Below are 12,814 nucleotides of genomic sequence, written 5' to 3' on the forward strand. Positions count from 1 at the left end.
CCAGGGCGGGCGCCCGGGGCGCCCACAGCGCTCCATTACATGGAGCGCTGTGGGCTGCTCGGAACGCTGACCCGTCACAAACTACGAGTGAGGCTCGCAGGGCTCGCCCAACAAAAAGACCCCCGCTTGCGCGGGGGTCTTAGAGCGGAGACGGGGGGATTTGAACCCCCGGTAGGCTTTAGGCCCACACTTCATTAGCAGTGAAGCCCATTCGGCCGCTCTGGCACGTCTCCATCGGCTATCTCTAGCCTCCCAAGGTTACCCAGAAGGTGACGGCAAGAGCAAAACAGCCGCTCGAGTACCACCGGAAGGACCAGTCGGAGGCGCGTCCTCGTCACCGGGAGGCGAGAGGCACGTCAGCCCGGCGGAGGAAGGCGAGCGGGAGGCCGTCAGAGCGAGCCGGTCAGTGCCCGCCAGAGAAACTCGAAGCTCATCGCGTGCATCCTCGCCGCCTGCCGATTGTCGGCCGCGCCGGCGTGCCCGCCCTCCAGGGCCTCATGGAACCAGACGTTCTGCACGCCGAGGTCCTTCATCTTCGCTGCCATCTTGCGGGCCTGCACCGGGCCGACCCTGTCATCGCTCGTCGCGGTCCAGATCATCGTCTTGGGGTACACGACGTCCTCCCGGAGGAGATGGTAGGGCGAGAACGTCCGCACGTACTCCCATTCCTCGGGCTTGTCGGGGTCCCCGTACTCGGCGATCCAGGAGAACCCGGCGGACAGCTTCGTGTAGCGGCGCATGTCCAGGAGCGGCACGCCGCACGAGATCGCACCGAACAGGTGCGGGTAGGTCGTGAGCATGTTGCCCACGAGCAGTCCGCCGTTGCTCCGCCCGGTGCACCCCAGCAGTGCGGGGGACGTGACGCCCCGCTGCACCAAGTCCCCGGCGATCGCCGCGAAATCCTCGTACGCCCTGTGCCGGTCGGCGTGGAGCGCGGCACGATGCCACTGCGGCCCGTACTCGCCCCCACCGCGGATGTTCGCCAGGACGTAGACGCCGCGCCGGCCGTCCTCCGTGGTGCGCTCCAGCCACCCGCGGCCGATCACGCCGCTGTAGGCCGGGGTCATGGAATGTTCGAAGCCGCCGTAGCCGGACAGCAGGGTGGGGTTCCCGCCGTCGAGTCGCAGGTCTTTCGACGCGATCTGAAAGTAGGGCACGCGCGTGCCGTCGCTCGACATGGCGAAGTGCTGCTCGACAGTGTAGAGGTCCTCGTCGAAGTAGGAGGGCGAAGACTTGACGGGCGTGTGGTCCCCCCTGATGGTGCCACGATGCAGCGTCGACGGCGTCAGGAATCCGGTGGCGATCAGCCAATAGTCGTTGCCGCTCTCGTCGTCCTCGTCGTCGACCGCGTACGCATCGACCGAGTGCAGGGGCGGACAGGCGTCGAGGAGCTCCGAAGTCCAGTCGTTCGCGGGATCGAGGACGCGGATCTCCGAGGAGACGTCGCGCAGCAGGTTGAGCAGCAGATAGTCCCGGGTCCAGCTCCAGGACTGGAGGGACGTGGACGCATCGGGCTCGAACACGGTCACGAACGCACGGTCGCCGGCGAGGAAGGCATCCAGCGGGATGACGAGCAGTGACCCTGCACCGTGGGTGGCGATGGTCATGGACCAGTCTGTCCTCGGCCGCACGATCAGCCACTCACGGTGCAGTGAGAGGCTTGCGTCCTCGGGCACCTCGATCAATCGCCAGTCATCGTCCTGCCGCAGGAAGGTGCGGCGGGTGTAGAAGTCGATCGTGTCGACGGCGAGATCCCGCTCGTAGCCGGGCGTGGAATCGTGCAGCACGAGCGCCATCATGTGGTTCTCGTCCACGTCGAAATACTGCTCGGCCTCGGTCAGCTCCCCGCCCCTCTGCAGGACGCGCACGGTTCGCGGGTACGAGCTGGACGTCATCGACCCGGGCCCGAAGTCGGTGCCGACGTACAGGGTGTCGCGGTCAGCCCAACTGATGCGGCTCTTCGCCGTGGGGATGTCGAAGCCCCCCTCCACGAAGTCCCGCGTCCCGAGGTCGAACTCGCGGTAACGGTGGGCGTCGCCTCCGTCGGGGGAAAGGACGACGAGGACCCGCTCGTGGGGTGCTCCCTCGGACGGGCGAAGGAAGACCGCTCCCGCCCACACCCACTCCGTGCCTTCGGCGGCGCTCAGTGCGTCGACGTCCAGGAGCAGTTCCCACTCCGTGGCGCCGGATGAATAACTTTCCCAGGTGGTGCGCCGCCAGATGCCCTGCCGGTGCTCGGCGTCCCGCCAGAAGTTGTAGTAGAACCCGCCGTGCTTGCCCACCATGGGAATTCGATCGGTGGAGTCCAGTACCTCGAGGATGCGCCGTTCCCGCTCCTCGAAGTTCGGCGTGACAAGGACTTCCTCGGTCAGCGCATTCTGCGCGCGCACCCATTCGAGCTGCTTGTCGCCGTAGATGTCCTCGAGCCAGAGGAAGCGGTCCTCCGGTGTTGCCATGGTCTCCGTCGGGTGGGTCATCCGCCCATCCTATGCAGGCGAGGGGACACCCGGCATCGTTCGTTCCGCTCTGTCGGGCGGATGAATCGGCAGCGTTGGATAGTCTTGGCCCGTGGAGAATCAGGAGGCACGGCAGGTCGCCGTCATCGGTGGCGGCCCGCGCGGCACCTCCGTCGTCGAACGGCTGATCACGCAGCACCGTGGCCTTGGTGAGGGTGCGCCGAGCATCACCATCCATGTCGTCGAGCCTCACGAGCCCGGTCCGGGGCACATCTGGCGCACCGACCAATCACGGCTCTTCCTCATGAATACGCCCTGCCTCTATCCCACGGTGGTGCCTGTCGGGGCCACCGCCGCCGATGTGGAGCCTCCACTGGTCGCACTGTCCTTCGACGAGTGGCGGATAAGCGTCAACGCCGGCATCGTCGCAGGCCTCGAGGCCGCCGACCGCGCAGAATGTGCCCGGCTGTCGTCGAGTGATTTCCCGAGTAGGGCGCTGTACGGCCGGTATCTCGCCTGGATGTTCGCGGAGGTGACCAGGAAGGCCGGGCCCGGGGTCAGCGTGACGCACCACCGGCACGAAGCTGTCAGCCTCGAGCCTGTCGCACCTGGTCCAGAATCCACCGCCGCCCGCTACGACGGGGCCGATGTCGGCGGCCGCCCGAGCAGTGCCGGAACGAGTGGCAGGTGGCGCATCCTCCTCGATGACGGGTCTTCGGTCGACGCTGACGAGGTCGTCCTGGCGGTCGGTCATCTCGCGGCGACTCTCACACCGGAACAGGAGAGATTGCAGGACGCCGCGGCACGCCACGGTCTGCAGTACTGGCCGCCGGCCGTGCCGGCCGACGTAGCCTGGAACCGCTTGCCGGCAGGGAAGGCTGTCCTGATCCGGGGCCTCGGACTCAACTTCTTCGACGCCATGATCCAGCTGACGGAAGGTCGCGGTGGGCGATTCGTGCCCAGGGACGACGGGCGCCTCTACTACGAGCCCTCGGGGCGGGAACCCATGCTGGTAGCCGCCTCGCGTCGCGGGGTGCCCTACCGGGCGAAAGCGATGCTCGAGTCCTACATCCCGCGAAGTGTCAGGATGCGGTTCTGCACTCCGCACCGGGTCCTGGCGTTCAGGCAGTCCGGCATCCAGTCGGGCTTCGACCACGATATCTGGCCACTGCTGCATCGGGACGTGCTGTGGGCCTACTACTCCACGCTCTGCCGGACGGGAACAGCCGCGGGTGACCGACCCGCCACATTCCTCGCACAGCTCGACGAAGCCCTCGCTCTGGAGGGGCCCGCGTGGGAGTCCGCTGCCGCAGCCGTCGTCGAGCGCTACGTCCCAGCAGCGGCACGCCTCGATGTCGAAGCCCTCGCACAGCCTTTCGCAGGGCGCCGCTTCGCCGACGGTGAGGAGTACTCCGCTGCCGTGCTCGCCTACCTCGACGCGGATGCCTCGGGTTCTGCCCAGGGAGAGGATGATCCGCTGAAGATGGCCATCGGCGCCATGAACGCGGGCCGTTCGCTGATCAAACAGGCCGTGGCGGACGGCGGTATCTCCGATTCATCCTGGAACGCGGAGCTCCGCGGGTGGTTCGAGCCGCTCGTGGAGGGCCTTGCCAGCGGGCCACCGCCCGTTCGAATCGCGCAGCTCGCGGCGCTGGTCCGGGCAGGCGTCGTCCGCTTCGTCGGCCCGAATCCGAGCTTCGGGTTCGATCCCGATGAGGCCCTCTTCCGTGCGACCTCGCCCTGGGTCCAGGGCGATTCATTCACCGCGCGCTATCTGGTCGAAGCGATGATGCCTGCGAACAGGGTGTCGACAAGCCTGTCCCCGCTCATGCGCGACCTCCTGCGGCGTGGGACCGTTCGGCCGAGGACCTACATGGCGGAGGACGGCGTCCCGGTGACGTCCGCCGGGCTCGACGTCACCGCTCCTCCCTACCGTGCCGTCGATCGCACCGGCCGGGAGCACGACTCCCTCTTCGTGATCGGGCTTCAGCTCGCGTCGGTTCAGTGGGGTACAGCCATCGCGGCTGAGGCCGGAGCGCCCCTGACAGCGGGTAGCCGGACGCTACTGGACGCCGATGGAATCGCCGCGGCCGTCCTCGACCGCATCCTGGCTCCCGACGAGCAGGTTCGGACGGGAACAGTTCAGGTCTAGCTGTCCGCGCTGCGGCGCTACGGACCGCACGGCGACGAGGTCCCACTGCCGATCGGGAAAAACGAAGGGGACCCCCACCCAACTGTGAAGGTCCCCTCCTGCGGTGCTGATGCGCCAGCGCGCCCCCCCCGGCTATCCACCTGGCGCCGAGGAATGGCACCAGGTGGATACCCGCTCGCGGTAGAGCGTCCGGCTACTGCTTTTCCGGCTTGCCGGGTTTAGCCGGCTTTTCCGGCTTCGCCGGCTTCTCGGGTTTGGCCGGCTTCTCTGGCTTCGTCGGCTTCTCCGGCTTGGCCGGCTTCTCGGGTTTGGCCGGCTTCGCAGGTTCCTCCGGTTGCGGAACTGCTTCCACCGTGACAGGCAGGGTGACTGTCGTCCCACTCGGCGCCGCCGTCAGGACGATCCGTCCCTGGCCGCTCGCCGTCGATGGAACCGTGACGTCCACCGTGGCGCTGCCGCCGGTGACAGGGAAGGACCCGAGCGGTGTTGCCGTGCCATCGGTCGCGACGAAGCTCGCGGCCAGCGTGGTGTTCACCGGGCTGCCTAGGGACGTGAGATCCAGCTTCGCCACAGTGAAGGAGACCGCCGTGCCGGCCGTCACCGTTGCCGGAGCGCCCTGCACCTGGACGGTGCGGCGATCGAACGACGGCGACAACGGGCTGTTGGCCCGGATGTAGTCCATCCATGCGTCCCGGTCCACCAGTCCGGATTCGCGGGTGTCCGTGCCTTCGCGGAAGATCGTGAAGTTGTCACCACCCTGGGCCAGGAAGCTGAACGTGCCGATCCGGTAGTCCTTAGCGGGGTCGAGGGGCGCGCCGTCGATCATGACCGAGGTGATCCTCGAGCCCCGTGGGAGCGTCGGGTCGAAGGTGACACTGACGTTGTCCGACAGGCCCAGGGCCAGGAAGGACTTCGAGGCACCTTCCGGCTGCCACTGCTGCTCGAGCATCGACTTGAACTGAGCACCCGTCAGGGACGTGGTCCAGAGATCGTTGACGAACGGAAGGACGGCATTGGCCTCGGCGAAGGTCACGACGCCGTCGGGCCCGTAATAGAGCTCGTTGCGGAGCCCTCCCGGATTGACGACGCCGATCTGGGCACCGCCGCGTTCAGCGGGGGCAAGGCTTGCCCGAAGGGAATCAGCGACCAGGTTGCCCAGGGTGGACTCCGAAGAGCGGTCATCCCGTGCGGTGCCGATGAAGGCCGTGGTGATGTCCGCGGTCACGGAGCCGACCTTCTGGTCGCCGATGACAGCCGCTTCAGCGAGGGCTGCATCGACGATCGTCTTGACCTCCGCGACCCTGGGGAATGCTGCCACGAGCGCGGCGTCCGTCTCGGTGGTACGCGCCACATTGCGAGCCGTGTAGGACTCGACCTCGCCGGTGGCGTTGTCCACGGTGAGCTTGATTTGACCGACGAACTCGCCGTAGGAGCCGGTCTGCAGCACGGGCCTGGTCTCTCCGGCAGCACCCGGGACAGGAGCATCCCATGCGTACTGCTTGTGCGTGTGGCCGGTGAAGATCGCGTCCACGAGGGGCGTCGTCTCCGTGACGATCTCGGCGAAAGGACCACCTGCGGCGATCTCCTGCTCGATCGTTGCACCTTCCACGACGCCGTCACCGGCGCCCTCGTGGTACTCGGCGACGATGACGTCCGCGAGGTCCTGCTCCTCGATCTCGGCAGCGACGCGGTTGACCGCCTCGACCGGATCGCCGAAGTCGACGTTCTCGATGCCGCCAGGGCTCACGAGTGTCGCGGTGCTCTGTGTGACGACGCCGATGACTGCTACGTCGATGCCCCCCACAGAGATGATGCTGTACTCGTCGAGCACGGGGTCCGTCGTGCCCTTCGCATAGACATTGGCTCCCAGGTAGGGGAAACCGGCGGAGTCCCCGACCCGGCCGGCCAGGTCGCTGAAGCCCTTGTCGAACTCGTGGTTGCCGACGGCCGAGGCCTGCAGGCCCAGGGCATCGAGCACGTCGATCGTCGGCTCGTCGTCCTGCAGTGAGGAGGCGAAGAGGGAGGCGCCGATGTTGTCACCAGCAGACAGGAAAGCCGTGGTGTCCTCGCCGGACTCGGCACGCAGCTGCTCGACGGTGCCCGCGAAGCGGACGGTGTTCGTGTCGATGCGGCCGTGGAAATCGTTGATGTTCAGCAGATTCAGCTCGGTGGATGTCGCCTCGGCAACGAGGTCGAGTCCCACCACGACGGGGTCGTGGTCGCTCGCGCGGTAGGGGTCGGCCCTGTAGTAATCGGTGACGTTGTTGTTGAACCGGCTGTATTCGAGCGCGACGGATTCGACCGAGTTGATGTTCCAGGTGTCCACGCCGGACACGGTGGCATCAGCCGTCGGCGAGGCCAGGATGTGATCGAGGGAACCGCTCAGCCCTGAGAAGACATAGGAGTAGCTGTCGTCCTTCTCGCCCTGGTTCACGTATCCGGCCTCGTACAGGACCTGCATCGGGTCCTCCTGCGAGTAGGAGTTGAAGTCACCCGTGAGGAAGACCTTGTCCGTCTTCGCCGTCGCCTTCACGGAGTCGGCGAAAGCCACGAGCGCCCTTGCCTGGGTGACGCGTGCAGCATTCCAGGCACCCTGTCCGTCACCGCTGTCGGCGTTGGCGCCGGAGCTCGGGCTGGAGCCCTTGGACTTGAAATGGTTGACGATCGCGAGGAACGTCTCCGCCTCGCTGCCGCCGACGGGCTTGAAGGACTGGGCGAGGGGCTTGCGTGCGTTGGAGAAGGCCACGTTGTCGTTCAGGATGACGGACTCGCCCACGGGCTCGGCGGCGGTCTTCTTGTAGATCATGGCCGTGCGGATGAAGTCCTCGTCGGCGGGCGCGGGAACGGCCGCAGGGGAGCGTACGTAGTCCCAGGTCCCGGGGGCCGCCTCATTCAGCGCGGCGACGAGGGTGGCGAGCGCTGCGTCCCGGTCCTTGCCGAACTTGACCGAGTTCTCGATCTCCATCAGCGTGACGACGTCCGCGCCGAGGGCGTTGATCGCGGCGACGATCTTTGCCTCCTGGCGCTCGAAGTTCTCCTTGTTCGCAGCGCCGCGTGCGGTGCAGCCGCCGTTGATGGTGATCGGGTTGCCCGCGCGGTCGGTGTAGTACGTGCAGCCGGTTAGGTCCTCACCCGTGGTCGGGAAGTAGTTGAGCACGTTGAAGGAGGCGATCTTCAGGTCGCCACCGACGGGCTGGGGAGCGGCAGGACGCTCACCCGCGAACTGCACGGGTTGCACGCCGGCGGGGCTGGCTCCGCTCAGCTCCGCGAGGGGCTGGAATTTCCACGCGCTGTTGCGGAAATCCAGGACCACGGGCGAGATGAACTCCGCGCTGTAGCCGACGCGCACGGGCTGTGTGGGCGTGAGGTACGGGAGGACCTTGCCGCGGTTCGCCTGATTCAGGAAATTGGTCGTGGCCCCGTCGTCGAGGCGGATGCTGCGGGCGGCGTTGTCCGCGATGACCGCTGCATTCTCCGGTGTGCCGGGACGGGCGACGTCGGTCGGCTGGAGGAGACGCTCCGTGCCGGCAGCCAGGGTGACCTCGCCGTACTGGTTCAGCGTGTAGTTGTCCGCGACGGTGAACGTCCCGGAGGGCTCGAAGAGCATTCCCTCCGCCGCTTCGCGCGCAGCTTCCGTTGCGGGGAGTGCGATGGCGGAGGCCTTGGGCTCCTCTGCCGCCTCCGAGAGCTTGACCGTGCCGCCCGCGGCGACCGTGAGTTGCGTCAGGTTGAAGAATTCACCGGCCACACCGGTGACCTCGACGTAGTCGCCCACGGCGACCGATCCGACGGTCGCGGGGGAGTAGACGAAGATCGCATCGGACGCGGTCTGCTCGGGAGTTGCCGAGGTGCCCGGCGTCTGGATATAGAACCCTGCGAACCCGCCCGAGGGATAAGCCGCAGTGACCTTGCCCCGCGTGGTGACGCTCTGGCCGGACAGCGGCGTGGCCGGACCGGTGCCCTGGATGTCGCGGATGGGAACAACGGCGCCGGGGACGGGTGGTTCGGTGGGAGTGGGAGTAGGCGTGGGGGCGGGTCCGCCGGTCGTGCCCGTGCTGTTCGTCGGCGTCACGGCCTGGAGCGAGAAATCCGCCCTGTTGTTGGCAGTGTCCACGAAACCGGTGCGGTTGGCCGACTGCGCGCTGCCCGAGCCCGGCGCAAGAGCAGCGGCACCTTCGAACGAGGTCGCTCTCGTGCCGTAGCCGAGAAGGTCGACGGCGCCGGGGACGGCTGTCGTGTCACCGGCCGGCAGGACACCCACGCTGGTGGGCTGGTTGGCCAGGACGATGACCCCGCCGGCAGCGCCGGGGTCGATGCCGATGCTCGCATCGGGCGTCGGGAGCGCTTCCCCATTCGCTGCGTTCGATCGTCCCTGGACCAGGAAGTACCCCTTGGCGGGGATGGTGCCGGTCAGCGGATAGGCGGTCGGCGCACCCGTCGACTCGGGCCCCCGGTACTGCAGCGACCAGCCGTCGAGGCTCACCGGTGCGTCCGTGGGGTTGTAGAGCTCCACATACTTGTTGCGCAACGGGGTCCCGACGGTGCCCCCGGTGACGTAGGCCTCGTTGATGATGACGCCGTCTCCTGCGACGGACGCCGTGGCCGGTGGTGTCTCCTCGGCGACGGCCGGCAGTGCGAAGATCGGTGAGGCGATCAGCCCTACCGACAGCGCCGCACCGAGCGCTCCCTTCCATGACGAATTAACCATTCGTTGTTCAATCTCCTTGACGATGGCCGCGCAGCAGCCGCGAGTGAAACCCGCCGATCCCTCAGGGGCCGGCGCCTGGCATGAGCACCCTATGTGACACAGGTGACATTTCCAGTCCTGGGGCCAGCCAATCAGACCATCGTGAACAAAGGGTTACCACCGGGGCTTCGGCTCGGACGAACTCGAGCTCCTGCCAGGTGCTCGTGGACGAATCCTTACCGGCGAGCGTTCCGGAGGGACCCCGTCACCGGTGTCTCGCCCGGTTCAGCGACGAAGCAGAGGATCTCCCGGTCGTTCGCGGTGTTCCAGCTCTCCTCGACGGGGTAGAAGTAGAGCATCTCCAGCACGGATGCGTCGTACTCCACGCCGACATAGCCGGTGAACTCGCGGGCGCAGAATTCGCTGGCGGCGGTGATCGCAGCAGGTGCTCCCGGGTAGTCGCCGTCAGGCATCTCCGTGGCGGCGAACGCCTCGAAGTCGTGCAGTTCATCGCAGGGCAGGACGGTGATGTCGGTGACGCTCGAAACACCGGGGTCGGAGATGCAGTCGCCCACCTCGATCGAGAACGCATCCGTCTCGGCTTCGGCGGTGACGGCGCCCTCCGCGTCCCGGTCCGGGCCGGGCTCAGGGATGAGGGTGCAGCCCGTCACGAGCGCAAGGGTGACGATCGATAGCACTGCCCTGCACACACCGCTGGGCACTGATTCCCTGAATTCCCCCGCGCGCATCGAGACCCCGTTCTGTGCCACGCATCGTGTGGCTGTTGCTTCTGGGACAGTACAGGGCGGCGGCGGGGTGCACCACGGCCACGCAGTTGCGGCTCAGGACACGAGAGAGAAAGGAGGCCCCGCGCGGCGGGGCCTCCTGGGGAGCGGAAGGTAAGGGATTCGAACCCTTGAGACGGGGTAACCGCCCACTGGTTTTCAAGACCAGCTCCTTCGGCCGCTCGGACAACCTTCCCCGCCGCTAGTGTTTCACGAAGGGCAGGGGACGCCCAAATACCAGAAGACGGAAGGATCGCGGATGCGTGCAGTGGTGATCAGGGGTGCAGGAGGGCCGGAGGTGCTGTCCGTCGAGGAGGTCGCCGTCCCCGTCCGGCGCGAGGACGAGGTGGTGATCGACGTCGTCGCCGCCGGGCTCAACAGGGCTGACGTACAGCAGCGCCGTGGTCTCTATCCTCCGCCCGAAGGGGCGTCGACCGTACCGGGACTGGAGGTATCGGGGTATGTCGCGGATCCCGGCCGTTCGCGGTTCGCGGAGGGGGACGCCGTCGTCGCCCTGCTCGCTGGGGGTGGCTACGCCGAGAAGGTGGTCGTGCCGGCCGGGCAGGTGGTTCGCGCGCCCGACGGGGTGGGCCTCGAGGAGGCTGCCGCGTTGCCGGAGACGGCGGCGACCGTGTGGTCGAACCTCGTGACGCACGCGGGCCTGTCCGAGGGCGACGACGTCCTGATCCACGGAGCGTCCGGGGGCATCGGAGTGATGGCGATCCAGGTCAGCCTCGCACTCGGGGCAGTGCCGCATGTGACGGCGGGGTACGACGCCAAGCTCGACGTCGCCCGTTCGCTCGGGGTGCGGACGCTGATCAACTACAGGGAGCAGGACTTCGTCGAGGAACTGCGCGCGGCTACCGACGGTCGTGGCGCGGACGTCATCCTCGACGTGGTCGGGGCGAAGTACCTGGCCCGGAACGTCGCGTCCCTGGCGACGGGCGGGCGGCTCGTGGTCATCGGGCTCCAGGGCGGAGTGAGGGCGGAACTGGACCTCGGGGCACTCATGGCCCGGCGGGCGAGCGTGGCCGGCACCACCCTGCGGGCCCGTCCCGTCGCGGAGAAGGCCGCCATCATGAGTGCGGTCGAGGACAACGTGTGGCCGCTGGTGGCCTCCGGCGCGGTCCGCCCCTTCGTGGATCGGACCTTCCCGCTCGACCAGGTCGCGGAGGCGCACAGCTACTTCGATGCCGGGAAGCACACCGGAAAGATCCTGTTGTCGATGCGCTAGGCGCAGCTAGGCCCGAGCCGGCCGCTGCCGGAGATGGAGGAACAGCACCAGGGCGATCCCGACGCAGGCGCCGATGAGGGTCTCGACGGCCCGGTCCGCGATCAGGGTCGCCGGGTCGGCGGGATGCGCCAGTTCCGTGGAGATCAGTGCGAGTGGCGTGACGAACGCCTGTGCGAGGGCGTACTGCCGCAGGATGAACATCTCCGCCGCGAACTGCGCGACGCCGATCACGAGGACGAGTTGCCACGCGGCCAGCGCGGGCAGGAGGATCAGGGCGGTCAGGAGGAGCCCGGCGCTCGTACCGAGGATGCGCTGCAGGCCACGGTTCACGCGTGCGCGCGCGGACTGCCCGACCAGCGGTACGGTCGCCGCAACCATCGCCCAGTAGGTGTGGCCGATCCCGAGCGCCGTCGCCGCGCTGCCTGCGAGCAGCGCCGCCGTGACGTACAGGGCTGCTTCCCGACCCAGGGCGGCCACATGCCGCGCGGTGGGCCGATCGGTAGGGGCGCGCTGCCACACCGTTCGGTGGCGGGGCCACAGGTTCCCCGCCTGCCCGAGGAGTACGGCGAACGCCACCGTCGCGATCGCCGTCACCACTCCCTGCCACAGCGGCGGCTGGGCAGGAACGGAAGCGATGGCGGCGAAAGCGAAGATGTGGAACAGCGAGCCGCCGGGCCGCAGTCGGAAGAGTCCGGCGGCGAAGGTGCCGATTCCTGCGACTGCACTGGTGAGCATCACGAGGCCCCACGGTCCGACGTCGGCGCGCGCGGTCAACGCCGCAGCGAGGACGACCGCGAGCATGAGACCGCCGCCGCGCACCTGCGTTCCAAGGCGCTGGCGGTGGGGCTTGTTGCGTCCGTAGATGCCGGCGAACGCGCCGAAGGTGGCGAACACCGCGAGGTCGAGCCGACCGAGCAGCAGGACCACGAGCAGCGGTGCGGCCACGCCCACGGCGCACCGCAGCGCAGGGTGGTGGTCCTGGGCGGACGGCGCGATGGTCACGAGGTCACGGAGGAGGTTCACGGACTGCAGGCTTCCGGTCGGAGGGATCGACGGCGCCGCTGGCATCGGATGGCGCTGTGCCACCGATCAACCCTACTCCGACCGGAGGAACCACCCACGGCAAAAAACCATCAGCATGCTTTCGGATGATCCGCAGCTGTGGAAGGCTGGCAGGACAGCCAACCGGAAGGAGCAGGACAGTGAGCACCACGGATCACGGCCAGGACGGGGACGAAGGCGGCCTGTCCCAGGCAGCCGACAGCTTCGCCCAGAATCTCGGCGACCAGGTGCCGGACGGTGTCGACAACGGGCCGACGGACGACGCAGACGAGCCTGCCGACAGCCGAACCAGGACGCACTCCAGTATCAGCGAGGGCATGAACGCGAACGACGACGACGAGCCACCGGCGGTCCTCGACGGGGGCAAGCGCAGCTCCTCCTGACGCGGCAGCCACCGCCGAGCGCCGAGCCACCCGCCGCAAGCGCAGGCGCGTTCGG

Annotated in this window: 7 protein-coding genes and 2 tRNA genes; 3 read left to right on the plus strand and 6 right to left on the minus strand. The window is 67.8% G+C overall.

What is annotated here, in order from left to right; genetic code table 11:
- Positions 1–145 precede the first annotated feature (145 nt).
- Both CXQ96_RS09060 and CXQ96_RS09065 read right to left on the minus strand, forming a co-directional pair.
- A tRNA-Ser gene (locus CXQ96_RS09060) sits at positions 146–233 on the minus strand.
- A 156-nt stretch (positions 234–389) separates the two neighbouring features.
- On the minus strand, positions 390–2,477 hold the full coding sequence (locus CXQ96_RS09065; protein WP_104117706.1) for a prolyl oligopeptidase family protein: 2,088 nt from the start codon (positions 2,475–2,477) through the stop codon (positions 390–392).
- Positions 2,478–2,568: 91 nt separating this feature from the next.
- On the opposite strand from CXQ96_RS09065, the gene CXQ96_RS09070 reads away from it, so the two are divergent.
- Complete coding sequence (locus CXQ96_RS09070; protein WP_104117707.1) at positions 2,569–4,608, plus strand: FAD/NAD(P)-binding domain-containing protein; 2,040 nt, start codon at positions 2,569–2,571, stop codon at positions 4,606–4,608.
- A 193-nt stretch (positions 4,609–4,801) separates the two neighbouring features.
- Here CXQ96_RS09070 and CXQ96_RS09075 read toward each other — a convergent pair whose 3' ends face one another.
- The 3 genes from CXQ96_RS09075 to CXQ96_RS09085 all read right to left on the minus strand — a co-directional run bounded on the left by CXQ96_RS09075 (position 4,802) and on the right by CXQ96_RS09085 (position 10,276).
- Positions 4,802–9,316, minus strand: a complete 4,515-nt coding sequence (locus tag CXQ96_RS09075) for an ExeM/NucH family extracellular endonuclease (protein ID WP_104117708.1) — start codon at positions 9,314–9,316, stop codon at positions 4,802–4,804.
- A 215-nt stretch (positions 9,317–9,531) separates the two neighbouring features.
- Complete coding sequence (locus CXQ96_RS09080) at positions 9,532–10,065, minus strand: septum formation family protein (RefSeq protein ID WP_104117709.1); 534 nt, start codon at positions 10,063–10,065, stop codon at positions 9,532–9,534.
- 123 nt (positions 10,066–10,188) lie between these two features.
- Positions 10,189–10,276: transfer RNA gene (locus CXQ96_RS09085), tRNA-Ser, on the minus strand.
- A gap of 63 nt (positions 10,277–10,339) precedes the next feature.
- Between CXQ96_RS09085 and CXQ96_RS09090 the strand changes: the two genes are divergently transcribed.
- Positions 10,340–11,314 (plus strand): NAD(P)H-quinone oxidoreductase, encoded by a 975-nt coding sequence (locus CXQ96_RS09090; RefSeq protein ID WP_104117710.1) that lies wholly within the window; start codon positions 10,340–10,342, stop codon positions 11,312–11,314.
- A gap of 6 nt (positions 11,315–11,320) precedes the next feature.
- Here CXQ96_RS09090 and CXQ96_RS09095 read toward each other — a convergent pair whose 3' ends face one another.
- Entirely contained in the window at positions 11,321–12,337 is a 1,017-nt protein-coding gene (locus CXQ96_RS09095) for an FUSC family protein (protein WP_104117765.1), read from the minus strand.
- 179 nt (positions 12,338–12,516) lie between these two features.
- On the opposite strand from CXQ96_RS09095, the gene CXQ96_RS09100 reads away from it, so the two are divergent.
- Positions 12,517–12,759, plus strand: coding sequence for a hypothetical protein (locus tag CXQ96_RS09100; protein ID WP_104117711.1), 243 nt, complete (start codon positions 12,517–12,519; stop codon positions 12,757–12,759).
- The last annotated feature ends 55 nt before the right edge of the window (positions 12,760–12,814 follow it).

The sequence above is a fragment of the Arthrobacter sp. B1805 genome, assembly GCF_002929745.1.
GTDB lineage: Bacteria > Actinomycetota > Actinomycetes > Actinomycetales > Micrococcaceae > Arthrobacter_D.